The sequence below is a fragment of the Bradyrhizobium sp. DOA9 genome, from assembly GCF_000617845.2.
Lineage (GTDB): Bacteria > Pseudomonadota > Alphaproteobacteria > Rhizobiales > Xanthobacteraceae > Bradyrhizobium.
In genome coordinates, this window is the sequence record NZ_DF820426.1 from 175439 (window position 1) to 199599 (window position 24161).

Here is a 24161-nt window from a genome sequence, read left to right on the forward strand (position 1 = left end):
CAAGACCGTAGAACTCCTCGCCGGGGGCACTCGGGAAAGGGGCTCGCCTTCGGCGACCGCTATCACTGCCCCGTTCCCGGGTGCCGCTGTTAACCGGTCTCTTCGCTGCACCCGGACCCGCGTGCCCCTTCGGGTCGCTATGCTCACGCTCTCCGGGTGCCATGTTAGGTGGGGCGATGTGCCCACATGGATGCGAACCGGCCTCCATGAAGCTGCAAGCGAGCTTGAACAAGCTGACGACGTCATGTGCACGACAAGCCTACGCCGAGGATCGGGGGCTTTTTTCTTTGCAAATCAGATAGTTACGTTTTATTAACCATGATTGCTGCACCCTCGAATCCGGCGAGTCTTGCCTTGTTCATGATTTGTTCTAATATGGTGCCATGGCGTCGCATGGCTCCGTTGTCCGCAATCCGGGCTCATGGAGCTGTTCGCAGCGAAGAATGACGGTAATGGCGATTGCAAGTCCGCTTGGAAAAGTCCTCGAAGCCACCGGTTACCTCGAACAAGGCAGGCCCGCTCCTGGCGTTCGCATTGCCGACGAGAATCGTTTCGAACGACGGAGCGGTCAATTCGCTCCGGATGCCTTGTGGCGAGGACCCAGCTCACTCACCGTCTACTTTAAATATCTTACATCTCCTCCTGGCGACGACGAGCTAAGCTCGTGGCGCCGCGAAATCTGGAATGAAGGTTTCGCGCCCCTCCTGTGGATCATCAGTCCGACCACAATCGAGCTTTACAACGGCTTTGGCCGACCGCTTGCGCAAGGCGACGCGGAAGCTAACCGACTCCACACGTTCAAGATCATCGATAGCGAGCTCGCCGCGCTTGACGAACTCGCCGGGCGCCTCGCAATGGAGAGCGGCCAATTCTGGCTTCGAAACGATTCCATCAATCGGAAGAATACCGTCGATCAAAGGCTGCTCTCCGAGCTAAGCGCTCTCGAGCGGGACCTCGTCGCCGACGACCTGGAGCGGGGCATCGCTCAAGGTCTAATCGGCCGAGCAATATTTACCCAGTATCTAGTCGACCGAGGTATTGTAGATAAGCGCAAGCTCAAAAGACATTGCGGCGAAGACACGCTGCCTGACGCCTTACGCAACACGGCGTCTTCGCGCGCGCTATTTGCGTGGCTCCGCGCAACATTCAACGGAGACATGTTTCCAGCCTCGATGCCAATGAGCCGCTTGCGCCACAAGCACTTTGTTCGGGTTGCGGACTTTCTCGAAGCCATCGACCCGGGGACTGGGCAGCATTCGCTATTTCCATACCGCTTCGATATCATCCCCGTTGAGCTGATCAGCTCTATCTACGAGCAGTTTGCTCACTCACACAACGCGGCTCACGCGGCCCCCGACACCAGCGCCCGAAAGTTGGGTGTTCACTACACCAGACTTCCCGTCGCATCCCTCGTTCTGGACGAGGTGATGAACGGCGCAACGGGCAATGAAACCGTCGTAGACTTGACGTGCGGATCGGGAGTCTTCCTGGTCGAAGCGTTTCGCAGGCTCGTCGCGATCAGAAGCAAAGGAAAGCCAGACCGGCGTCTCATTCGGTCCGTTCTCTACGACCAGGTTTTCGGAGTAGACATAAGCGAGGCTGCAATTCGCGTCGCGACTTTCAGTCTGTACTTGGCGGCTCTTGAGCTGGATCCGGATCCGCATCCGGCCGAGGCGCTTAAGTTCCGGCCTCTTATCGGCTCGACTCTTTTTATTGGCAATGCGCGAGATATTGAGACAACGCCGGAGGGCGCTGCGCTGCTGCTTAACGGCGAAAGGCGTCGCTTTGACCTGGTTGTAGGCAATCCCCCTTGGACTTTTAAAGGAAAGAGGGGAACCGCTCAGCGGGCAAAGGTCGCCGGAGCAAAAAGTGGACAGCCGCGGGGCGAGGGCTTCGACTTCGTGCTCAGAGCTTTGGATTTTGCGCACGACACGACGCGCTTCGGAATAATTCTGAGTGCAATGCCCTTCTTTGCTGCAAGCAAAACTGGCGCGGCAGCTGCGCTCGATATCGTGCGCCGCCTTTCTCCGGCCACCATCGTAAACCTAGCTCCCTTGATTCGATGGCTGTTCCCCACTGCGAAGATGCCCGCGGTCGCGCTGCTGGCGAGGTGTAGGAAACAGCCTTCCGACCAGCTCACCGTTGTGAATATTCCATGGTCTCCCTCGGGAGAAAAGTCGCAGACGTTTGAAATCTCCCCGAGCGACATCTCAACACTCTCGCTCGCAGAGTGGGAAAAGAGGCCGCGGCGCCTGAAAGCCGCGGCCTTTGGGTGCTTTCGAGACATCGCGCTCCTCAGCTCCCTACAGTCGGATTGCACGACCCTCGGTGCCTGGCTCGAGTCCATCGGATCGAGCTGGCGCGACGGGCTGATCCTTGGCACGCCAAGCAACAGAACTCGCTCGGCGTCAGCTATGCGCGGTCTTCCGTTTCTAGAGAACTACGAAATGGAAAACTTCAAAATCCCCGATTCTCTGTCAGCTTTCCGCGAGCCGAAAGCCCAGTGGCCGCGTGATAAGGCGACGTTCTCGGGGCCGCTGTTGATCGTCAAAGAGTTCCTCAATCAGAGCCCGAGACCGATCACTGCCGTTTCCGACAAGGACGTCGTCTTTACCGACGCGTACTTTGGCGCGCCTGTCGCAAGAAAATATGAGGAAGCCGCACGCGTCCTGTCCGTCATTTTAAGCTCTTCGTTCGCCGCGTGGTTCTTCCTGATGACGGCATCGGAGTTTGGCGTATGGAAAAGACGTCTGCTGACGCGGGACGTGGGCCTTCTGCCCATCCCCGCGCTCTCAACGCTGTTGGCTTCCAAAACCGGATCAAAAATCCTCAGCGTCGAGAAGCGCCTGAGGGCGTCAACAATCTCGGATGCTGATTGGAGCGAACTCGACGCGTTAGTCGCCGACGCGTACCACTTGGACGCAGCTGATAGAACAGTCGTTCAAGACGGCCTTCTCAGGGCCGAATGGCAATGGGACGAAGGAAGGCAATTTGCTTCTGCTTCGGCAACGACAAAGGCCGACCTTGCGCCATACGCAGAGTCGTTTCTTGAGGTGATCAACAGCTGGCTCGGCGTTTCCGGCAAGCGAAGCATGAAAGCTGAGATCTACGATCTACCCGCTCTTTCTCCCCTGCGCGTCGTCCGGTTCGTGCTCCAGGAGCCAGCTCAAAACCCGACGATCTCGATGATCCAGCCTCACGGCCGACTCTCCGACGTGCTGAAGTCTATTGGCTCACGCATGGACGTGCCGATCGCCTCGTCGTTGATTGGTCAGCGTGAGCTGCGAGTTCATTCGAAACAAGAGGTTGTAATCATAAAACCAGCCGCGCGCAGATACTGGATGAAGATATCTGCTCTCGAAGACGCGGACGCGGTTGTTGTTGAGAGCTTCAAGGGAGCTGCCGCGTGAGCATCCCGTTCGAGGCTCCTTCGTCCATTGGAACGCCGATCAATCTTGCACCAGAAATCGCGGAAGCTATCCTCAAGACGATCGAGTTGGGCTGGGAGGTTGCCAGGAAGCGTCGTGAGGTGAATCCACGAGCCAGGGAAACGGCAATCACTGAGTGCTTGCGTGACGGCATGCGAGTCGCGTCCGAAAAGCTCCCTTGGCGGAGGTCGCTTATAGTCCTTCCTGGAACTGAGTCGCGCTCCGCTTCCGCGCTTGAACCAGACGGCCGAACGGACATTCCCATAATGCACTTGGAGATCTTCCTGAGGCATGGTCTGCACGACCCGCACGCCATCATCGAGTGTAAAAGAATTGCCGCCGAAGACGCCAACTTAGTACGAGAGTACGTAAAGGAAGGCGTAGATCGTTTCTGTACCGGCAAGTATGGAGGCAACCACTCGAAGGGCTTTATGGCTGCTTACGTTCTGGAAGGTACACAAACAGAAGCCGTATCGAAGATAAACGACTTCCTCACCAAAAACGCTCGCGTGCCAGAGCACCTTAATCCAGAGAACCCCAAGCACTGGTCAAGCCTTCATCCGCGATCGACCCGTCCAAAAATTCAGCTCAAGCACGCGTTCCTTTTGACGTCGAAGCGGTAAAGGAAGCTTGCGACCGCACGAAACGCGCAACTTTGGCATACTGAGTAACCGCATGCGTTGCTTTACTTTCTCCGCCTTTGACGTTTGCAAAGTCGTCGCGACAGATATGTTCGCCGGGGAGAGAGGTTTTAGCTTTGAGCGACCCGCCAACCTGCTAAAATGCCGTCCGAACCGGACCGGATGCTAAGTGATACAACGTTTATTTCCTTCGGCGCATATGGACGCCGACGATCTTCACGCCTATGACTTCTCGAATCCCCTGGACCCGAAATCCTGGGGAGTAGAGGATCCGTTTCTCCCAGAGATAATTTCGACGTCGGCGTTCCAACGCCTTCGTTCGATCAGGTTCCTTGGAGGCATCGACTACGTTCTCGTGCAAAATCCGAACGGTGTTTGGGGCAATACGCGCTACACACGCTATCAGCATAGTTTAGGCGTCGCGCGGCTCGGCTTGATGTACAGCCGTGCCTGCGAGTTATCCGAGCATGATCGACGCCTCATTTTCGCGGCCGCTGTTTTGCACGACGTGGGCCACGCGCCGCTCTCGCACTCTCTGGAGCCGGTGTTCAAAGAGCTGTTTGGAATCGATCATCATCAAGCGACGAAAGACATTATAGCCGGTCGCGTTTCCATCGGTCAGCCGCTGTCGCAGACCTTGCGACGTTACGGAATAGATGCCGACCGGGTGACCGCTCTCATTTCCGGAGAAGACGCGAGCTTTCACGGCCTCTTCTCGGGTCCGATCAATTTCGACACGATCGAGGGAATTCTCAGAACGAGAGCTTACACCAGACCGTCGATCAGCCCGCTGGCTCCCGAACTCGTCGTCGCCGCCGCGGTCAACAGATCGAGTGCGGCCGACCGACAAACCGTCGATCAATTCTGGTTATACAAGGATCAGATCTACACGCACGTCATAAACTCGAAGACCGGCATATTGGCCGATCTGGCCTGCCAGGTTTTCATGAAGCGGCACTTGGCGGACATTGGACGGGACGACTATTTCTCGACTGAGGACGCCATTTTCAGAAAGTTGCCCGGACTTCGCAACTTGCTGAGGAGCAGGAATTTCGACGAGCTGGTGACAAGGACCGTTAGCGGAACGATCGGAGTTACCATAAGAAGATTCTTCGTGGACCAAAACAGCGATTTTTTTGAGCGAGACGATCAAAAACGCTATTTGCAAACGCGCAGATCTGCATCATTGCAAGTTGAACTTCACGAAATGAAGAACGTCGGTGAAATGGGAGATTTGTTTGGTGACCGAGGCGATTGATCGGGCAAAGCGTTATTCCGAAGAGCAGCTAGCGAAGCTGCGGAGCAGCATCAAGGATCTGGTGCCCTCAGGCGAAATGGTTTTTGTGAATGGCTCCTATGCACGGCGGGAAGCTTCGGAAGGGTCTGATATCGACTTCTATGTCGTGACGACCGGGCCGAAACCGGACGAAACGCCTGATTGGGTGCGCAAGGTAAAATCGGAAATCGAGCGTATCGTGCCGATCGAACCCGCCGAGGATGGAGCTTTTGCCAAGATTGAGCCGCGCGAAACGCTTCTGCACAATATCGGTGGAGAAAACGACAGCAATCAGAACATCACGAGACGCATGCTCCTGCTGTTGGAGGGGGAATGGCTGTTCAACGAAGCCGGGCTCAGGAGCGTTCGTAGATCGATCCTGGAGCGATACATAGCCGACACCATCACCGATCATCAGCTCGCCCTGTTCTTGTTGAACGACATTGTTCGTTACTACCGGACCATGGCCGTTGATTACGAATTCAAGACGGTCGAGGGTCCGAAGAAGAAGCCCTGGGGCATCAGAAACATAAAACTCATTTTCTCACGCAAGCTGCTTTACGCCGGTGGTTTGTTCAGCGTTGCGGCGACCGCCGATCTCAGGCGCGACAAGAAGATAGCGGAGCTTGAAGCATTGTTTGATATGACCGTAATCGATCGCTTGCTCGAGATCTGCGGAAAGCACGATTGCCGCCAGGTCTTGAGAAGTTACGATCGATTTCTGAGCCAATTGGAAAGGCCTGAAATTCGCGATCATCTCAAAAAGCTCACCAAAGACCAGCGCGACGACCCGGTTTTTCGTGACTTGAAGAATGAAGGCCATCACTTCACACGCGAGCTGCTCAAGCTGTTTGAGCGGACCTTTGACTCGACTCACCCCATCAGACGCGCGATTATTTTCTGATCGCGGCGCGACAAGCCTCAGGCAGAGTTGCCTGTCTTGGATCGTTGGATAAAGACCGCTTCGCTTCTGTCTGCCTCGATCCCAAGAGAACAAGGCGCGGCGTGGACGAGTAACCCAATGGCAGTTTGCGGGTTGGCCGTGGCGAATAGGATTGTGAGCGGGAGCTTGGGGCAATACGGGAGCCCGTAAGTCTTCATTCCCGTGGTTCGCAGATGTTCTTGGGTTTGTCGGAATGATTCTCTGAGATGACTATCAAACCGCATTGGAGGTGAACACGGAGCATGAGGAGCATGCATGGTGTTGCGCAACCAGAAGCGTCAATCCTGCCCTGGGCTTCTAAAAGCACGCCATCGTCGCCGCTGAACTATTTGTTACATCGCCCGAAGTGGCGTGGGCTGTCCTTTCGGACTAGGATGTGACGCAGAAGCAATGCGCCCGGGGAAATCAGCCTTTCCGATTGGCGGATTTTCTCTTATGCGCGTGCGGCGTTCGCCACACCGGGCTCTTGTGAACCGAGCCGGTTTCCGTCTCGATTCGGCTTCGATCCCTCACGCAAGGACCATCAGAGCTCCTCGCCGGGGGCACTCGGAAAAGGCGCTCGCCTTCGGTGATCGCTATCACTGCCCCGTTCCCGGGTGCCGCTATTAACCGGTCTCCTCGCTGCACTCGGACCCGCGTGCCCCTTCGGGTCGCTATCCTCACGCTCTCCGGGTGCCATGTTAGGTGGGGCGACGCGCCGTTGGCGCACGCCGAAAGTAAGCTCTGGGGGGCGGCTCTTCGCAAGCTCGTCTCGTTGGATGACGATGCTGTCGACAAGACTGAAGATCATCGCCGCCTCATGCCGGATCCTTGATCGCTGCCGATATGAAGGGCATGAGTTGTGCGTTGTCGCCAGAGCCGCGGCTCCGTTATGCAGAGAATAGATCGATGGATTGGGAACGGGTTCGGATCTTCCTGGAAGTCGCCCGTGCCGGGCAGATCCGAAAGGCTTCGCAGCGGTTGGGGCTGAACCATGCGACGGTTGCCCGTCAGATGACCGCGCTGGAGAAGAGCCTCGGCACAAAGCTGCTTGAGCGCCACATATCAGGTTGCACGCTTACGTCGGCAGGCGAGACAATGGCGGCAGCTGCGGAGCGCGCCGAAAGCGAGCTTCTCAAAGCCGGATCGAGCGTAGGCGGTGCGAGTGAGGCGATCAGAGGCACGGTGCGTGTCGGGGCTCCAGACGGACTCGGGAATTATTTCCTGGCGAGCCGGCTTGCAGAATTTGCGGCCAGACATCCGAAACTTGTCATTCAGCTCATTCCGCTTCCGCGAACGTTTTCGCTGTCGCGGCGTGAAGCGGATATTGCAATCACCCTCGACGAGCCGAAGCAGGGACGGCTGATCGTCTCCAAGCTCACCGACTACACTTTGAGCGTCTATGCGGCCCAGAGCTATTTGGCGCGGGAAGGCGAAATCGAAACCCAGGCCGATCTGGCGGGCAGGTTGTTCATTACGCACGTGGAGGACTTCGTGTACAGCCAGGCCCTCGACTACGCCTCGGCTCTTGGTCGGCTGATGTCGCGCCGCTACGAGTGCGGTAGCGTCGTTGCCCAAATGGAGGCGGTGCGCAGCGGCCACGGCATCGGCATTTTGCACGATTACACGGCCCGGCAATATCCCGAGCTGCAGCGCCTGCTCCCCGACGTGCGATTCGTGCGAAGTTATTGGCTCACCTCACACGCGGACACGCATGAGACCCGCCGTGTCCAGGAGGTGCGTCGTTTCATCACCAGCTCAATCAAGGCGGCCAGACTCGGTCTGGACGTCGTTTGAAGGGCGGGCGCTTAAGGTTTGATTGACATCGCGCTCTTGCGCATTGTTTGAGCATGATCTTTTCGGAAAACGGCTGCGCAGTTTTCCGGATCCGCTTTAGTAATGCGGCGGGGTAATCACCCAGACGACCTTCGCAGGCACCGTTCCCGGATTGGCGCAGCGATGCTGCGAAGTGCTGCTGAACGAGAAGCTGTCGCCTTCCTCGAGCTCGAAGCGCTTCCCATCAACCCAGAGGTCCAGCCGGCCTGCGATCAAGATCCCGGCTTCGTTGCCGTCATGGCTGTACTCGCCGCTGTCGGCACCTGGCTCGATCGTGCTCAGAAGGAGCTCGAGAGGACCGGCGAGATTGGGAGACAAAAGCTCTTCGGCGATGCCGAGACCGGTAAACGTCAGGCGACGCCGGTGCGCTTTACGGACGATGATGTCCCTCTCGTCGGCGGTCGCCTGCAAGTTGCCGTTGAAGAACCAGTTCATATGGACGCCGAGAGCGTCGCTGAGTTTCTTCAAGACTCCAATCGGCAGCTTGGATTGATTTCGCTCAATCTGGCTGAGATAGCCGACCGAAATTCCGGCAGCCTGAGCAAGCTGGATCAACGTCAGCTTCTTGATTTTGCGTAATTCACGGATCTGGCCACCCACGGCGGCTTCAGGGTCCATCCTCGAATTGGGGTCCGTGGCCGCCCATTCGTCAGCCGCGCGTATCGACCGAATAGCCATCGATTCCTTTGACTTTCAAAGCGGCGCGAGCATGGAAGCCGCCCTTGACCCCAGACGGCGAGGCAGCCCTCGCTGACGTAACCGCCCGATTCTTTATAGATGTGACATTAGCGAAAAAAAACATCTCCGTTGTGAAAAATATCATTCACATCTGTGAAATTATCTGGCAGATTTTCACGGATGGATCGGAGATCGGGTGTGTCGGAACTTCCCAAATCGGCCCAAGTCGTCATCGTGGGCGGCGGCATCATGGGCTGCAGCCTTGCCTACCATCTTACTCTTCGCGGCTGGACTGACGTCGTCCTGCTCGAGCGAAAGCAGCTCACGTCGGGAACCACGTGGCATGCGGCAGGCCTTGTCGGCCAGCTCGGTGCAACCCACAACCTGACCAGGCTCGCCCAGTACACGACAGAGCTTTACTCACAGCTTGAGAACGAGACGGGTCAAAATACCGGGTATCGCCAGATCGGCTCGCTCGCCATCGCCAACAATCAAGAGCGCTTCGAGGAGCTGCGGCGCGGCGCCTCGATGGCCCGATGTTTCGGGTTGGAAGTCAACGTCATGTCGGCCAAGGAGGCCGGTGATCTCTGGCCTTTGATGGCCACCGACGATCTCGTCGGCGCAGTTCACCTGCCGAAGGACGGGCAGACCAATCCGGTCGACACGACCCAGGCCCTGGCAAGGGGGGCGAAGTCGCGCGGGGCGAAAATATTCGAAAACACCGCCGTCACCGGCATTCGCATCGAAAACGGCCGCGCCGTTGGCGTTCAAACGAAAGACGCTGAAATAAAGGCCGAGTTCGTCGTCAACTGCGCGGGGATGTGGGCGAGGGAACTTGGTGCAAAAGCCGGCACGAACGTTCCGCTTCACGCGGCCGAGCACTTCTACATCGTAACCGAGCCCGTGCCTGAAATCAGAAAGCATCTTCCCGTCCTGCGCGACGGCGATGCCTGTACTTACTTCAAGGAAGACGCCGGCAAGCTGCTGGTTGGCTGGTTCGAGCCGGTCGCAAAACCCTGGGGCATGGAAGGGATTCCGGAAAGCTTCGAGTTCGACACCCTCCCGGACGATCTGGAGCATATCGAGCCATTGCTGGAAGGGGCAATCCGCCGTGTGCCCATATTGGCAAAGACCGGTATCCAGCTGTTCTTCAACGGGCCGGAAAGCTTTACGCCCGACGACCGCTACATGCTCGGCGAGACACCGGAGGTGCGCAATCTTTTCGTGGCGGCCGGCTTCAACTCCATCGGTATCAGGTCCGCAGGCGGAGCAGGCAAGGTTCTCGCCGACTGGATCGTCGATGGGCATCCTCCGATGGACCTTTGGGACGTCGATATCCGGCGCGTCATGCCGTTCCAATCGAACCGGCGATACCTGAAGGACCGCACTGTCGAGGCCCTCGGCCTGTTGTACGCCATGCATTGGCCGTTCCGGCAGCCAGATACGTCACGCGGGGTTCGCCGCTCCGTCCTGCATGACCGCCTGCTTGCGCAAGGAGCTTGTTTTGGGGAGGTCGCAGGATGGGAGCGGCCGAACTGGTTCGCCCCCAACGGAAGCGAGGCCAAGTACGAGTATAGCTACGGCCGTCAGAATTGGTTCGAATACTCGGCCGCAGAACATCGCGCGGTCAGGGAAGGCGTTGGCCTGTTCGATCAGTCATCCTTTGCGAAGTTCATTCTCGAAGGGGACGACGCCGAAGCCATTCTCAACAGGATATGCGCGAACGACATTTCTGTGCCCGTCGGCCGCGTCGTCTACACGCAATGGCTCAACGAGCGAGGCGGGATCGAAGCAGATCTGACCGTCACGCGCGAAGGCCCAAAGCGTTTCCTCATCGTGACCGCGGCGGCAACACAGGTGAAGGATTTCGCCTGGCTGACCCGCCACATTCCCGAAGGCGCAAGAGCGATCGCAACGGATGTCAGCTCAGCCTACGCCGTGCTCGGCGTGATGGGCCCGAAATCGAGGGATCTCCTGAGCAAGCTCACCGATGCGGACCTCTCTAACTCGGCCTTCCCCTTCGCAACCTCCCGCATCATCGACCTCGGCTACGCCAAAGTCAGGGCAAGCCGCATCACCTATGTGGGCGAACTCGGCTGGGAATTGTACATCCCGACTGAATTCGCTCAGGGCGTCTACGATTGCATCGCCTTTGAAGGCAAGACAGCAAACATGCGCCTTGCCGGCTATCACGCTATGAATTCTCTGCGCATGGAGAAGGGCTACCGTCATTGGGGGCATGACATCACGGACGAGGACAGCCCCCTCGAAGCAGGCCTCGGCTTTGCCGTGGCGTGGTCGAAACCGCTGGGCTTCATTGGGAAAGAGGCGTTGCTGCGCCAGAAGGAAGCAGGGCCCCGGCGGAAAATGATCCATCTCGCGCTCAACGATCCGAACGTGCTGATCTACCATAACGAGCCGATCTGGCACGACGGACGGCTCGCCGGCCGCGTCACCTCGGGCATGTATGGACACACGATCGGGACCTGCTTGGGATTGGGCTTCATCGACAATCCCGAGGGCATTATCGATGCCTCCTTCCTGAAGGGCGGAAGGGTGGAAATTGAAGTCGCCGGCGTGCGTATACCCGCCCAGGCATCGCTGCGTCCCTTCTACGACCCGGCCAATAGCCGCGTGAAGGATGTGCAGGGGAGTGCTCCTGTTCTGGCTGCGGCCTCCTAGACGAGCGATATTACCATGACCGAAGCGACCTTAATCGAACATCGAACGATCCGTGCCGAAAGACCAGCTGCGGCCGCCGCAGGCGATTCGAAGAGCCACTCCCAAGGTCCCGATTTTGTTCTGACCTTCTCCTGTCCAGACCGGATCGGAATCGTCCATGCCGTATCGGGCTTTCTATCCAGCCACGGCTGCAACATCCGCGACAGTGCTCAGTTTTCGGACCCAAGCGTCGGAACGTTCTTCATGCGTGTGTCCTTCGATGCACCGGGCGTTTCGCAGGCCGACATGCAGTCCGAATTCGAGGAAGTCGCGAGCCGGTTCGGCATGAACTCGCAATTCCACGACTGCAAGTCGAAACCCCGTCTCCTGGTCATGGTGTCGAAGGCCGGGCACTGCCTGAACGATCTGCTATTCCGATACGCCACCGGCACTCTGGCCGTCGAGATCCCGTTGATCGTCTCCAATCACCGGGATTTCTACCGCCTTGCAGCTTCTTACGACATTCCGTTCCATCATCTGCCGATCAGCTCGGAGACAAAAGCCGCGCAAGAATCGAAGCTGCTCGAGCTGGTCGAGCAGGAGCAGATCGATCTCGTCGTCTTGGCGCGGTACATGCAGGTCTTGTCCGACAACCTTTGTCAGAAGATGTCCGGGCGGATCATCAACATCCACCATTCTTTCCTGCCGAGCTTCAAGGGAGCCCGACCCTACCATCAAGCCCATGCCCGGGGGGTCAAGCTGATCGGTGCTACGGCGCACTACGTCACTGCAGATCTGGACGAAGGACCGATCATCGAACAGGACGTCTTGCGAGTAGACCATGGGCTGACGCCGGATGAACTTTCGTCGATTGGACGAGACGTGGAAGCGTGGGTTCTGGCGCGTGCCGTCAAGCTGCACGCAGAACACCGGATCCTCATGAACGGCCACCGCACGGTGATCTTCCGATGACAAAGCAGGATATTGAGCGCGCCGACAGACGTGAAACCATTCTCATAGACGGTGCCGCCGTCGCGGCAAGCCTCCATTCCGAGCTGCGAAGCGCAGTCGAGAACCTCGTCGAGAGAGGGCTTACGCCGGGATTAGCGGTCGTCCTCGTCGGCAACGATCCGGCAAGTTCGGTATACGTCCGAAACAAGATCCGCCGCTCCGTAGAAGCCGGCTTACGCTCGTTTCATCACGAGCTGCCGAGCACGACAAGCGAAACGGATCTCCTGGCCCTAATCGACAGGCTCAATTCCGCAGACGACGTCGACGGCATTCTCGTCCAATTGCCGCTGCCGTCCCATATCGACGCCCAAAAGGTGACGTCGGCCATCGATCCAGCCAAAGACGTCGATGGCTTTCACCCCATGAACGTCGGCAAGCTCTCCCTCGGCGGCGAGGCGCTGATTCCCTGTACCCCCCTCGGCTGTATGCTCCTGATCAAGGGAGTTCGCAGCCAGCTCGCTGGACTAAACGCTGTCATTGTCGGACGTTCCAACATCGTCGGTAAGCCGCTTGCGCAACTCTTGCTTCGAGAGAACTGCACGGTCACGATCGCGCATTCCAGGACCGCCGATCTGCCTTCCGTATGCCGCCGGGCGGACATTCTCGTAGCCGCTGCAGGTCAGCCGGAGCTCATTTCCGGTGACTGGGTCAAACCCGGCGCCATCGTTATCGATGTCGGCATCAACCGGGTTCAGCGTGAAGGACGCCAGATATTGGTCGGCGACGTCGCTTTCGAAAGCGCACGCGCCGTCGCCGGCGCGATCACTCCTGTTCCGGGCGGGGTCGGTCCGATGACGATCGCCTGCCTTCTCCGTAATACGATTGAAGCGGCCTGCCGCCGGCACGGGGCGGCATCGCCCCTTCGTACCCTCTGAGCAGCAACCGATGTGCTCCTGCGACCGACGACGGCACGGCTTCATGTTCGGAATGTGCTCCAGGCTGCCGGACGGGCTGGAGTCCACGCTCATCGTATCAGGCCGTAGCGAGAGGCCTCCCGCCGGATGAACCCTTCCTCAGCAGGTGACCGCAGCGAGATCGACAGACCCAAGCTCTTGCAGGTCTGTCAGATCCACGTGTCCTACGTGGCTGGCGTCGACGTCGTTCACGGCGTCTCGCTCGACGTCAATCTCGGCGAAGTGGTGTGCCTCCTTGGCCGCAATGGTGCAGGCAAGACAACGCTGATCAAGGCCTTGTGCGGCCTGCTCCCCGTCAACAGCGGGCAGCTCACGTTCGACGGGACGTCCCTTCTAGGTGTACGGCCGGCAGAGATCGTCGCTGCTGGAATTGCAGTCGTTCCTGAAGGACGACGTGTCTTTTCCAACCTGACCGTTGCGGAGAATCTCGCAATGGGAGCCTATTCTCGTCGCAATGGCCTGGGCCCCTCCTGGCGCTTTGATCGCGCCTACGATCTCTTCCCCCGCTTGGCAGAACGCCGGACCCAATTGGCCGGCACCCTATCCGGCGGCGAGCAGCAGATGCTCGCGATGGCCCGCGCCTTGATGGCGCAGCCGCGCTTGCTCCTGCTTGACGAACCGTCGATGGGGCTTGCGCCTCTGCTGATCAATCTGATCTTCGACACGATCAATCGGCTGGCCATGAACGGCATGACCGTTCTCCTCGTCGAGCAGAACGCGACAGCCGCCCTCGATATTGCCGATCGTGCCTACGTCCTCGAGCGCGGCACGATCGTGAAGTCGGGCCTTGCAGGCTCACTTGAAAGAGATTCGGAGATCCAGCGCAGTTATCTAGGCGTCTAAAGTTATTAGCATCAGGAGGATTGGAAGATGATACTCACTCGCGCTTCACTAGCCGCAACTGTTCTTCTCTCCTTTGCCTCCTCGGCCATGGCGAAGGACTTTCCGGTCGGGTTTTTCGGCCCCCTGTCGGGCCCTGCCGCAGCCTACGGCTCTGAAAGTCTTTCCGGCGCCCAATTCGCCCTGGAAGAGATCAACGCCGGATATTTGGGCGCGGACAAGATAAAGCTCATTCCGGCCGACGACACCGCAAGCCCCGGCGTTGCCGCTCAGGCCGTTCAGCGGATGATAGACGTCGATGACGTCGTTGCAGTCGTCGGTGGCTCCACCAGCGCCGGCACGGCTGCGGCCATCGAGGTCACGAAAGAAGCAAAAGTGCCCCAGCTCTCGCCGCTCGCAGTGGACAGCGCCCTGACGCAGGCACGAAACCCCTGGTTCGCGCGAATTGCGCAATCCTCGACGGCCTGGGCGGAGCGTACGGCGGAGTGGCTGAAGAATAACAAGGGAGCAAGGAGCGCCTACCTTCTTGCTCGCAACGATAATTTCGGGGTGCCGCTCGCCGAAGCGTTCGAAAGAAAGGCCAAGGAAATCGGGCTCGAGCTCAAGGGTCGGATTGCCTACGAGCCATCCTCACGCGAGTTCAAGCCCACCTTGGCAAGCGTGGCGTCGGCAAATCCCGACTATCTCGTGCTCTGGGGCTACTACACCGAAGCAGGCCTGATGGCAAAACAGATGGCCGAGATGCAGATCAAACTGCCCTTCTACGTCGGAAGCGCCATTGGGATCGATCAGTTTCGCGACATCGCAGGACCTGCGGCAGAGGGGACCTACGGCCTTCTGTATTATCTGGCGGGCTCGATCGAAACGGACGCCGGAAAGCATTTTGTTCAGAAATGGAACGAGCGCTATCACAGGGCACCCACTCAATACGAGGGTATGGGCTATGACGCCATGTACGTCCTGGCTGGCGCGATGAAGCGCGCCGCCGCAAGCGGGGGCGTCACCAAGCAAAAAATTCGCGACGAAATCTTCAGCACCAGGGAATTCCAGGGCGCGACCGGCCCCATCACCATCTTGCCAAACGGGGATGCGGAGCGCCCTCTGCCGATGGCCGAGCTCGTCGGCGGCAAGGTCAAACTCGATACGCTGCTTCACTAAAGGCGGCGCAAGGCGCGTTCAACCATGAATTTCTCGCTTCAGCTGCTGAGCGGACTGGCGGTCGGTTGCATCTACAGCCTGGTGGCTGTTGGATTCAGCATGGTTTACCGTGCCATGGGACTGGTTAATTTCGCCCAGGGCGATTTGATGATGATCGGAGCCTTCATTGGCTACTCGATCATCGTCAACCTTCCTGGTCTCCCGTTCTGGCTGGTCGTTCCGCTGGCAGCGGCGATCACCGCCTGTTTGGGCTATGCCGTTGCTCAAAGCGCGCTCTGGCCCGCGATGCAGCGCGGTGCCAGCCAAACCTACCTCGTCCTGCTGACACTGGGGATCGGTATCATCCTCAGCAACGGCGCCCGGCTCGTCTGGGGAGCAAATCCGCTCGTCTATCCGATCCCCCTTACGCACGAGACGCTCAGGATCTGGGATTATCCCGTACCGGCGGTCTATCCTTTCATTGCCCTGACAATGGTGGCGTTGATCGCCGGTCTGAACGTCCTCTTCACCCGGACCTGGATTGGCCTCTCCTTGCGGGCGGCAGCCGACGACGCTCAGACCGCGTCAGTCATGGGCGTAAATCACCGCCTCGCGTCTGCGATTTCTTTTGCCCTGGCCGCCGGCATTGGAGCTGCGGCCGGGGTTCTCTATGCGCCAATCACATTCGTATCTGCCGACATGGGTATGATCGGGATAAAGGCGTTTGCCGCCGCCGTGCTCGGCTCCCTCGGCAGCATTCCAGGATCGGTGATTGGAGGGTTTGTGATCGGGATCGGCGAAACGCTCGGAGGTCAACTCGTTTCGTCCGAATATCAGGACAGCTTGGCGTTCCTGCTCATGATCGGCATCCTGCTCATAAAGCCAACCGGACTGATGGGAAGGAAGGGCTAACGGCGTGCACGAGGCTGTCTTGTCAACAATTGCGAAGGAAGCACATACCGCTTCTCATCAAAGCACGAGCGGCGTCAGCCGGCATCGTCGCGACTGGGCAGCTTTTGCCGTGATCGTCGGCATTCTCTGGTGTTTGCCCTTAAGTCTTGGCGGCTTCTACCTTTACCTTGGCCTTGCGGTCGCAATTTACGCAATTTCTGCCCTCGGCCTGCAGATCATGGTCGGCCTTGCCGGACAACTTTCCCTTGGACACGCAGCTTTCATGGGAATTGGAGCTTACACCTCGGTCCTTCTTCAGAAGAATGCCGGCGTCCCTTTTCCTGCAGCGCTGGCAGCGGCGGCGCTGGCAGCCGCTGCCGCAGGACTGCTGATGGCGCAATTGATCCGCTTGTCAGGCGTCTATTTCAAGATCGCGACCTTCGGCTTCGGGGTCGTCGTGCATCAGATCCTATCGAACTGGACGGCTCTGACCGGCGGCAGCGCGGGAGTGCGCGCAATCCCTGCGATTGGCGTCTTGGGTTTTCAAATCGAGACGCGTACAGGCCTGTTTGTGTGTGAGGCGCTGACGCTCACGCTGCTCTATGCGCTCCTCATCCGCCTCAGCCACGGAAAGATCGGCCGCGCGTTTCGGGCTTTAGGCCAGAACGAAGCGGCCGCTCGCAGCGTCGGGATTGCGGTGGCGCGCTATCGAATGATGGTCATCACGCTTGGTTGCGCAATCGCTGGGATAGCAGGCGCATATCTGCCACATCTCATGCGCTTCCTAAGCCCGGAGAGTTTCACCTGGTATGAGTCACTCACCTGTCTGATCATGATCACGCTGGGCGGTCTGGGATCGCTGCCTGGCGCTATCATCGGCGCGGCGATCCTGATTGTCGCTCCCGAATATCTGCGGGATTTTGCCCAGTACAAGATGTTCGCTTTCGGGATTCTACTCGTCGCCTCGATGATCCTCCTGCCACGTGGAATTGCCGGCGCCGGCATGTCCTTGAGCCGCGGCAAACGGATGCATGCGCAATGAAATCCAGTCAAACAATCCTGACGCTGCGCGGCGTCACCCGCAGATTCGGCGGCCTTGTGGCGGTCAACAAACTGTCGATCGAGGTCAAGGAGGCAAGCATACACGGCCTCATTGGACCAAACGGCGCGGGAAAAAGCACTGCCTTCGATCTGATATCAGGCCTCACCAGCGCAGACGCCGGCGAGATAATCTTCAGAGGCGAGATCGTCACGCATAGAGCTCCCGAGTCCCGGGTCGCCGCCGGTATCTGCCGCACTTTTCAGACCCCGAAGCTGTTTGACGAGATGAGCGTGCTGGATGTGGTCGCAACAGGGCGGCATCTGCACAACGCGCTTGGTTTGTGGGGCAGCATGTTCTCCATTGCCAGAAAGCGTGCAGAAGAGGCCCGGACAATTTCCGCCGCCAGAGAATTTCTGACGACCGTGGGTCTCGGCGCGAAGGCAGACGCTCCGGTCGCGGATCTGTCTTACGGTGAGCGGCGGCTCGTCGAGATCGCCCGTGCATTGGCGACCGAGCCAAAGCTGCTGCTGCTCGACGAAGTCACCTCGGGCTTGAACCCCGTCGAGACCGCCTCCGTCGGCGAGCTTCTGCGTGAACTGGTCCGGCTAGGTCTTACGATCATGCTGGTTGAACACGACATGAAGTTCGTCATGGGACTTTGTGACGACATCACCGTGATGAACTACGGCTCGGTGATCGCACAGGGAAGCCCCGGCGAGATCGTCCAGAACCCTGACGTCGTGGCCGCTTATCTCGGAAGCCCCAGGGACGGACAGCGATCTCGCAGAAGCCTCAGAGCGGATGCGCCGGCTTGCCCGTGACCCGCTCCGGAAGGGGATCAAACGGCAGGGCCTTCTATGCCTAGCATGCCCTTCTGTGAAATTTTGCCTCATATTTTCATATTGACAGAATAATTCGCCAAGATTTAGCCTTTGCATGGCGAGAACGGGGAGGATTTTCAAATGCCGGCCATGTTGAAGAGCTTGAAAAGTGCTGCGCGATCAACCGGTTTCCTCCTGGCCGCACTCTGTTGCGGCTCCTCCACAAGCTTTGCGGATGATTTCAAGATCGCTTTGATCACGAGCACGACCGGCGCGTTCGAGGCCTATGCCAAGCAAGCGCAGATCGGTCTGCAGCTCGGTCTGGAGTACGCCACAAAAGGCACGCTGAAGGTGAACGGGCGGCCGATCGTCGTGATTCAGAAGGATGACCAGCTCAAACCCGATCGCGCGCGCGCCCTGATCGAAGAATCCTTTCAGGACGACAAGGCAGACATCGCGGTCGGAAGTACCTCGTCTGCGACCACGCTCGCCATGATGCCCGTTGCCGAGGAGCTCAAGAAGCCCCTCGTGGTCGACGTCGCCGGCGCGGACAGTATCACGGGCGACAAGTGGAACAGATACGTGGTCCGGACCGGCCGGACCGTCGGCCAGGAAGCGATGGCATCGGCCTCGCTTCTGGCGGCGAAAGACACGTCCATCGCCGTCCTCGCTCAAGACTATGTTTTTGGCCGCGAGAGTGCGCAGGTTTTCAAATCGGCGGCGACAAAGGCCGGCGCAGCGGTTGTTGCGGAAGAGTTCCTGCCGATCAACACCACCGACTTCACCGGCGTTGCGCAGCGCGTCTTCGACGCCCTGAAGGATCGCCCCGGCAGGAAGCTCCTGTGGGTCAATTGGGTCGGCGCGAGCCCGATCGCCAAAATCAACGCAATGGATCCGGCTCGCTACGGCATTGAACTCGCGACCACCGCGGCACCGCTCCAGGGAATGGCTGCATACAAAGGCATTCCTAATCTGACCGGCGCGACGCCGTATTATTATGAGGTCGTCACCAATCCTCAGAACGACTGGCTGGTCGCCGAGCACAAGAAGCGGTTCAATTCTCCGCCCGACGTCGGCACGGCGTTCGCCTTCGATGCAGCTCTCGCCATCGTCAATGCGGTCACGGCGACAGGCGGTTCAGACCCCGAAAAGCTGATTGCCGCCTTCGAAGGCATGTCCTTCGAAGGGTCATCCGGCAAGCTCACTATCCGCAAGGAGAATCACCAGGCGCTTCATGATTTCTACGGCGTCACCTACACGACGGTGCCGGGCGTCGAATGGGCCGTGCCCAAGCTGCTCAAGGCCTTCAGCGGCGAAGAGTTGAACTCCATGCTGACTTCGATGGCCAAAAGCAAGTAGGCCGCATCAGCCATGCCAGCGAGCCGGTCCGAAAGCGTTAGCTATTCCAACGCAAATGCCAGTCAGGCGATACTGCGGACCGTCGATCTTGGCGTTTCGTTCGGGGGACATCAGGCCGTCAATGCCGTCAGCACCTCGTTTCACGGCGGCGCGCTGACCGCCATCGTCGGTCCAAACGGTGCGGGCAAGACAACCTATTTCAACCTCATCTCGGGCCAGATCGCTGCGTCGCAAGGCGAGGTCTGGCTCAGTTCAGAGAACGTCACCGCTCTGTCCGTCTCACAACGAGCTCGAAAAGGGCTCGGTCGAGCGTTTCAACTCACGAATCTATTTCCCCGGCTCTCGGTTCTTGAAAACATTCGTCTCGTTGCGCAATCAATGCAATCCGGCCGTCACCACCATGGTTTCGATTTCTGGCGCATATGGAGCGACGCAGCCGATCTGATCGAACACGCAACCGACATTCTCCGGTCTGTCTCGATGGCGGCTCAGCTTGGCGACCCCGTCGCTACCCTTTCGCACGGCGACCAGCGCAAGCTGGAGGTCGCCATGCTCATTGCGATGAATCCGACAGTGTACATGTTCGACGAGCCGACCGCCGGCATGAGCGCCGACGAGGTGCCGGTTGTCTTGGATCTCATCCGCGACCTCAAAACCCACAGCCATAAGACGATACTTTTGGTCGAGCACAAGATGGACGTCGTTCGCGATCTGGCCGATCGCATCGTCGTCCTCCACAACGGCCAGCTCGTCGCCGACGGTGAGCCGGCCGAGGTGATCAACTCGGACATCGTGCAGGAGGCCTATCTGGGAACGCGCGGCGGCGCGAGACGAGGCTTGATGTGACGGACACCCTCCTCGAGCTCGACAACGTCCACACCCATATCGGCCTGTACCACATCTTGCAGGGCCTCGGCTTTCGCGCTCAGCGCAACCGGATCACACTTCTGCTCGGAAGAAACGGCGCTGGTAAAACCACTACGCTGCGAACCATTATGGGCCTCTGGCCGGCATCGGCAGGCCGGATCAGCTTTGCCGGCGCCGATATTGCCGGCCGTTCGACGTCCGCAATTTCGCGGCTCGGCATTGCCTACGTGCCCGAGAACATGGGCATCTTCCCCGACCTCAGCGTCAAGCAGAATATGCTCCTTGCCGCGCGCAAAGCCGCCCGCGCTGCAGATATGGACCAGCAGCGGCTGGAATGGATTTTCGGCCTGTTTCCGGCCGTTCACCAGTTCTGGAACAAGCCGGCCGGAAAGCTGTCCGGTGGGCAGAAGCAGATGGTTGCGATGGCACGGGCGATCGTGGAGCCGCGGCAGCTGCTGCTGATCGACGAGCCAAGCAAAGGGCTGGCACCTGCGATCGTCAACAATATGGCTGAAGCCATGCTCAAGCTGAAGGAGAGCGGAGCCAGCATATTGCTGGTCGAGCAGAATCTGCAGCTTGCACGGGAGGTTGGCGACGAAGTTGCAATCATCGACGCCGGAAGACTGGTTCACGCAGGCCCGGCGGACGAATGCTTTGCCCGTGAGGACCTTCTCAAGACGCATTTGGGCCTGACGCTATGTCCATGAGCCGATCCGACCTGACGCCTTTGGCGCTGCTGCCCGTTCTGATGGGCTGTGCATACCTGGCCATCGGCAATCCGATTGCCTGGCTCACCCTGACGATCGCCGGTGTCGCGATGGGAATGATCATCTTCACCATCGCATCGGGCATGACCATCGTCTTCGGCCTGATGGACGTACTTAACTTTGGCCAGGGCGTCTTCATCACGATCGGGGCCTATCTGTCGGCGACGGTCTTCGCTGCCCTGAGCGGCCATCTCGTCTCGCCTGACCCCGGCGAAGCAGGCCTTGTGATCCTGCTGGCCATCGCCGCGGCCGTCGTCGGTGCTGGCCTGTCGGGGTTGATATTCGAACGGCTGCTGGTCGAACCGGTCTACGGCGATCATCTGATGCAAATCCTTGTAACGACCGGAGGACTGATCGTCGGCGAGGAGATCATCAAGATCATCTGGGGCGTACAGCAGGTCAACGTGACGCTGCCACCGTTCCTGAGCGGCGCGGTCGTGATCGCCGACGTGGCGATCGAGCGCTATCGCATCTTCGCCTTCATGGTGGGAGCTCTGGTTTTCTTGAGCCAATATCTCGTCTTTACGCGAACGAAGACCGGGCTGCTGATCCGCGCAGGCGTCCACGACCGCGAAATGGTGGAGGCCCTCGGCTACGGCGTGCGGCGGCTTTTCGTCGCGACCTTCGTGGCAGGCTGCGCGCTTGCTGGCCTTGGCGGTGTGATGTGGGGCCTTTACCAGCAGACGCTTGTGCCCCAAATCGGCAGCCAAATGAACGTGCTGGTCTTCATCGTCATTATCATCGGCGGCCTCGGATCGACCGGCGGGGCGCTTCTCGGCGCCATCCTGGTTGGCGTCTGCGCCAATTACGCGAGCTTCATCGAGCCCAAGGTCGCCCTGTTCTCGAACATTGCGTTGATGACAATGATACTTCTTTGGCGTCCGAATGGGCTCTATCCGGCGAGCGCGAGGTCATGACGACGCTAGATTGGGCACGCCTCATATCAAAAGACCGGCCGGGTAGCCGGGTTTTGGCGATTCTTCTGATCGCAATCGTGGCCGGGCTGTTATTCGCTCCGTTTGCGCTGACCGGCGCAAAGGCGATCAGCATCTGCGTCAAGATCATGATTTTCGCTGTTCTCGCGGCGAGCTTCGATCTGCTGCTCGGCTATACCGGCATCGTGAGCTTCGCCCATACCGTATTCTTTGGCATCGGCGCTTATGGCGTCGGTATTGCGTTGACTCGGCTGGGTGCAAGCTGGACCTCGCTGGCTGCTGGTATCCTGACGGCGATCCTTCTGTCCATCCTGCTTGCACTCGTGATCGGCCTGTTCTCGCTGCGCGTCAGAGCGATATTCTTCTCCATGATCACGCTCGCCCTGTCGGCGGCAGCGCAAACTCTGGCAACCCAATTGTCGGGCCTGACCGGCGGAGAAGACGGCCTCGTATTCCGGTTGCCTCCAGGCTTGATGCCGAACGCTCGCCTGCTGGATTCAAAGCTCCTGGGACTTACGATCGACGGCAAGGTTCTCTGCTACTATCTGATCCTGGCCATGAGCGTGACCTTCGTCCTGGCCATGCTGCGGATCGTCAATTCGCCGTTCGGGCGTGTCCTGCTCGCGATCCGAGACAACGAATTCAGGGCCGAAGCGATCGGTTATCCCGTTTTCGTCTTTCGCACCCTGTCCAACGTGGCCGCCGCGGTCTTTGCGTGCACTTCAGGTGTGATGCTGTCGCTCTGGCTTCGCTATGCCGGCCCCGACGCCTCGCTGTCGTTCGAAATCATGCTCGACATCCTCATGATCGTCATCATCGGCGGGGTCGGCACAATCTACGGCAGCGTCGTTGGGGCGACCGCGTTCTTGATCGCCCAAGGCTACCTCCAGGACCTCCTGAAGGCTTCGAGCGCGGCGTCGCACATCCTGCCCGGGATCGATCAGGTCCTGTCGCCGGATCGCTGGATGTTGTGGCTCGGGTTGCTGTTCATTCTGGCCGTCTATTATTTTCCGGCAGGACTCGTGGGGGTTCTGCGCCGGCCAGCCGGAAAGCTCAACGCCAAAGGCGGGCGCCCTGCGAAAGACCGCTTCATCATGATCTATCGCTGGATGGGGCGGGCTCGGTGATGCTTCCAACGACGATTATCTGCGGATTTCTCGGGTCGGGAAAGACCACCCTGATCAATTACCTGTTGCGTCATCCAGGATCGGAACGCCTTGCCGTTCTGGTCAACGATTTTGGCGCCATCAACATCGATCAGGATCTCATCAAGGTCGAGACCGAAAATCGCATCGAATTGAATAACGGGTGTGTTTGTTGTTCCATTCGAGATGACCTGGCATCTGGTCTGGTCTCGGTCAGCCGCCTGCCCGACAAGTTCACACGCGTCCTGCTCGAGTGTAGCGGGGTATCTCATCCTGCTGGCGTATTGAGGGTGTTTGAGAGCGATCCGATCAGAAGCTCGTTCTGCGTGGACGGCGTCTTCTGCCTGATCGATACGTCGAACGTGCTCGATCTCGACTACCAAAGCACCGAGCTTGCGATCGACCAGGCAGCGATGTCCGATCTGGTTCTCTTGACCAAGACCGATCTCGTGCCGCAGACCGTGCAGTGCGAAGTCCGAGAGATGCTTCAGGCGGCGCAGCGCAGCATGAAGCTGTTGGACGTCGTGGATGCGCAGCTCGCGCCGGAGATCCTGTTCGGCCCGCGCGACCACGCTCCCCGCAGCAGAACAGGAGCGGAGCAGGGCGGGGGGGCCGGTCCCAGCCACTCCGAGCTCTATGAAAGCGCTTCCTTCCATTGGACGTCGCCTCTTGCTGCCGACGCATTCGCCCGTCTCACGCAGGCCCTCCCGCCTCGCGTTCTGCGCGGCAAGGGTGTGCTGAGCCTGGAGGTCGATGGTGAACAGCGCCCCTTGCGGGCCGTCTTCCAATTGGTCGGAAAACGTTCCTCGCTCGACGTGGAAGAGACCGAAGGTCCTGAGACAAGCCAGATCGTCTTGATCGCGCGCCGGGGAGAGCTCGACAGGAGCGCGATCAACGCGGCTATCCAAGCCTGCCCCGGCGCACGTTCCGCTCCGCCCCTGGCGCCGCGCCGCGCCCTGCTGCGCCCAAGCGTTTGCGACTAAGACCCCG

Annotated in this window: 20 protein-coding genes; 19 read left to right on the forward strand and 1 reads right to left on the reverse strand. The window is 59.0% G+C overall.

What is annotated here, in order from left to right; genetic code table 11:
- Window positions 1-443 precede the first annotated feature (443 nt).
- From BDOA9_RS34130 to BDOA9_RS34150, 5 genes are all read left to right on the forward strand, one after another.
- The gene (locus tag BDOA9_RS34130; RefSeq protein WP_244521614.1) at window positions 444-3410 is read left to right on the forward strand and encodes an N-6 DNA methylase; all 2967 of its coding nucleotides are present in this window, start codon (window positions 444-446) and stop codon (window positions 3408-3410) included.
- Window positions 3407-4051, forward strand: coding sequence for a hypothetical protein (locus BDOA9_RS34135; protein ID WP_025038443.1), 645 nt, complete (start codon window positions 3407-3409; stop codon window positions 4049-4051). Before BDOA9_RS34130 ends, BDOA9_RS34135 begins: the two co-directional genes overlap by 4 nt.
- Before the next feature lie 217 nt (window positions 4052-4268).
- On the forward strand, window positions 4269-5327 hold the full coding sequence (locus tag BDOA9_RS34140) for an HD domain-containing protein (RefSeq protein ID WP_025038444.1): 1059 nt from the start codon (window positions 4269-4271) through the stop codon (window positions 5325-5327).
- Complete coding sequence (locus tag BDOA9_RS34145; RefSeq protein WP_042336995.1) at window positions 5311-6249, forward strand: nucleotidyltransferase domain-containing protein; 939 nt, start codon at window positions 5311-5313, stop codon at window positions 6247-6249. The genes BDOA9_RS34140 and BDOA9_RS34145 overlap by 17 nt, the downstream gene beginning before the upstream one ends.
- Window positions 6250-7176: 927 nt before the next feature.
- Entirely contained in the window at window positions 7177-8064 is an 888-nt protein-coding gene (locus BDOA9_RS34150; RefSeq protein WP_025038446.1) for a LysR family transcriptional regulator, read from the forward strand.
- Window positions 8065-8160: 96 nt separating this feature from the next.
- Here the strand turns inward: BDOA9_RS34150 and BDOA9_RS34155 are convergent, their stop codons facing one another.
- Window positions 8161-8721, reverse strand: a complete 561-nt coding sequence (locus tag BDOA9_RS34155; protein WP_042336997.1) for a helix-turn-helix domain-containing protein — start codon at window positions 8719-8721, stop codon at window positions 8161-8163.
- Window positions 8722-8979: 258 nt separating this feature from the next.
- Here BDOA9_RS34155 and BDOA9_RS34160 point away from each other — a divergent pair, with 258 nt between their 5' ends.
- From BDOA9_RS34160 to BDOA9_RS34225, 14 genes are all read left to right on the forward strand, one after another.
- Window positions 8980-11463, forward strand: a complete 2484-nt coding sequence (locus BDOA9_RS34160; RefSeq protein WP_025038448.1) for a GcvT family protein — start codon at window positions 8980-8982, stop codon at window positions 11461-11463.
- A gap of 15 nt (window positions 11464-11478) precedes the next feature.
- Complete coding sequence (gene purU / locus BDOA9_RS34165) at window positions 11479-12414, forward strand: formyltetrahydrofolate deformylase (protein ID WP_025038449.1); 936 nt, start codon at window positions 11479-11481, stop codon at window positions 12412-12414.
- Entirely contained in the window at window positions 12411-13328 is a 918-nt protein-coding gene (gene folD / locus BDOA9_RS34170; RefSeq protein WP_025038450.1) for a bifunctional methylenetetrahydrofolate dehydrogenase/methenyltetrahydrofolate cyclohydrolase FolD, read from the forward strand. The genes purU and folD overlap by 4 nt, the downstream gene beginning before the upstream one ends.
- Before the next feature lie 126 nt (window positions 13329-13454).
- Complete coding sequence (locus tag BDOA9_RS34175) at window positions 13455-14210, forward strand: ABC transporter ATP-binding protein (protein ID WP_025038451.1); 756 nt, start codon at window positions 13455-13457, stop codon at window positions 14208-14210.
- 27 nt (window positions 14211-14237) lie between these two features.
- Window positions 14238-15365, forward strand: a complete 1128-nt coding sequence (locus tag BDOA9_RS34180; RefSeq protein ID WP_082847964.1) for an ABC transporter substrate-binding protein — start codon at window positions 14238-14240, stop codon at window positions 15363-15365.
- 24 nt (window positions 15366-15389) lie between these two features.
- Window positions 15390-16256 (forward strand): branched-chain amino acid ABC transporter permease, encoded by an 867-nt coding sequence (locus tag BDOA9_RS34185; protein ID WP_025038453.1) that lies wholly within the window; start codon window positions 15390-15392, stop codon window positions 16254-16256.
- Window positions 16257-16275: 19 nt separating this feature from the next.
- Window positions 16276-17277: a branched-chain amino acid ABC transporter permease gene (locus BDOA9_RS34190; RefSeq protein WP_152033723.1), complete on the forward strand. Its 1002-nt coding sequence runs from the start codon at window positions 16276-16278 to the stop codon at window positions 17275-17277.
- Complete coding sequence (locus BDOA9_RS34195; RefSeq protein ID WP_025038455.1) at window positions 17274-18098, forward strand: ABC transporter ATP-binding protein; 825 nt, start codon at window positions 17274-17276, stop codon at window positions 18096-18098. The genes BDOA9_RS34190 and BDOA9_RS34195 overlap by 4 nt, the downstream gene beginning before the upstream one ends.
- Window positions 18099-18239: 141 nt before the next feature.
- Window positions 18240-19457: an ABC transporter substrate-binding protein gene (locus tag BDOA9_RS34200; RefSeq protein ID WP_025038456.1), complete on the forward strand. Its 1218-nt coding sequence runs from the start codon at window positions 18240-18242 to the stop codon at window positions 19455-19457.
- Window positions 19458-19469: 12 nt separating this feature from the next.
- The gene (locus BDOA9_RS34205; protein WP_042337000.1) at window positions 19470-20303 is read left to right on the forward strand and encodes an ABC transporter ATP-binding protein; all 834 of its coding nucleotides are present in this window, start codon (window positions 19470-19472) and stop codon (window positions 20301-20303) included.
- Window positions 20300-21031: an ABC transporter ATP-binding protein gene (locus BDOA9_RS34210; protein ID WP_025038458.1), complete on the forward strand. Its 732-nt coding sequence runs from the start codon at window positions 20300-20302 to the stop codon at window positions 21029-21031. Before BDOA9_RS34205 ends, BDOA9_RS34210 begins: the two co-directional genes overlap by 4 nt.
- Complete coding sequence (locus BDOA9_RS34215) at window positions 21028-22008, forward strand: branched-chain amino acid ABC transporter permease (RefSeq protein ID WP_244521615.1); 981 nt, start codon at window positions 21028-21030, stop codon at window positions 22006-22008. The genes BDOA9_RS34210 and BDOA9_RS34215 overlap by 4 nt, the downstream gene beginning before the upstream one ends.
- Window positions 22005-23153, forward strand: coding sequence for a branched-chain amino acid ABC transporter permease (locus BDOA9_RS34220; RefSeq protein WP_082848027.1), 1149 nt, complete (start codon window positions 22005-22007; stop codon window positions 23151-23153). Before BDOA9_RS34215 ends, BDOA9_RS34220 begins: the two co-directional genes overlap by 4 nt.
- A complete protein-coding gene (locus BDOA9_RS34225) occupies window positions 23153-24154 on the forward strand; it encodes a CobW family GTP-binding protein (RefSeq protein ID WP_025038461.1) in 1002 nt (333 codons plus the stop codon). The genes BDOA9_RS34220 and BDOA9_RS34225 overlap by 1 nt, the downstream gene beginning before the upstream one ends.
- Window positions 24155-24161: the final 7 nt, after the last annotated feature.

What these genes read in the sequence shown, in the direction of transcription:
- BDOA9_RS34130 (WP_244521614.1), top strand. Translation starts at nt 444, where the DNA reads ATGACGGTAATGGCGATTGCAAGTCCGCTTGGAAAAGTCCTCGAAGCC.
- BDOA9_RS34140 (WP_025038444.1), top strand. Translation starts at nt 4,269, where the DNA reads ATGGACGCCGACGATCTTCACGCCTATGACTTCTCGAATCCCCTGGAC.
- BDOA9_RS34150 (WP_025038446.1), top strand. Translation starts at nt 7,177, where the DNA reads ATGGATTGGGAACGGGTTCGGATCTTCCTGGAAGTCGCCCGTGCCGGG.
- BDOA9_RS34155 (WP_042336997.1), bottom strand. Translation starts at nt 8,721, where the DNA reads ATGGACCCTGAAGCCGCCGTGGGTGGCCAGATCCGTGAATTACGCAAA.
- purU (WP_025038449.1), top strand. Translation starts at nt 11,479, where the DNA reads ATGACCGAAGCGACCTTAATCGAACATCGAACGATCCGTGCCGAAAGA.
- folD (WP_025038450.1), top strand. Translation starts at nt 12,411, where the DNA reads ATGACAAAGCAGGATATTGAGCGCGCCGACAGACGTGAAACCATTCTC.
- BDOA9_RS34175 (WP_025038451.1), top strand. Translation starts at nt 13,455, where the DNA reads ATGAACCCTTCCTCAGCAGGTGACCGCAGCGAGATCGACAGACCCAAG.
- BDOA9_RS34180 (WP_082847964.1), top strand. Translation starts at nt 14,238, where the DNA reads ATGATACTCACTCGCGCTTCACTAGCCGCAACTGTTCTTCTCTCCTTT.
- BDOA9_RS34185 (WP_025038453.1), top strand. Translation starts at nt 15,390, where the DNA reads ATGAATTTCTCGCTTCAGCTGCTGAGCGGACTGGCGGTCGGTTGCATC.
- BDOA9_RS34195 (WP_025038455.1), top strand. Translation starts at nt 17,274, where the DNA reads ATGAAATCCAGTCAAACAATCCTGACGCTGCGCGGCGTCACCCGCAGA.
- BDOA9_RS34200 (WP_025038456.1), top strand. Translation starts at nt 18,240, where the DNA reads ATGCCGGCCATGTTGAAGAGCTTGAAAAGTGCTGCGCGATCAACCGGT.
- BDOA9_RS34205 (WP_042337000.1), top strand. Translation starts at nt 19,470, where the DNA reads ATGCCAGCGAGCCGGTCCGAAAGCGTTAGCTATTCCAACGCAAATGCC.
- BDOA9_RS34215 (WP_244521615.1), top strand. Translation starts at nt 21,028, where the DNA reads ATGAGCCGATCCGACCTGACGCCTTTGGCGCTGCTGCCCGTTCTGATG.
- BDOA9_RS34220 (WP_082848027.1), top strand. Translation starts at nt 22,005, where the DNA reads ATGACGACGCTAGATTGGGCACGCCTCATATCAAAAGACCGGCCGGGT.
- BDOA9_RS34225 (WP_025038461.1), top strand. Translation starts at nt 23,153, where the DNA reads ATGCTTCCAACGACGATTATCTGCGGATTTCTCGGGTCGGGAAAGACC.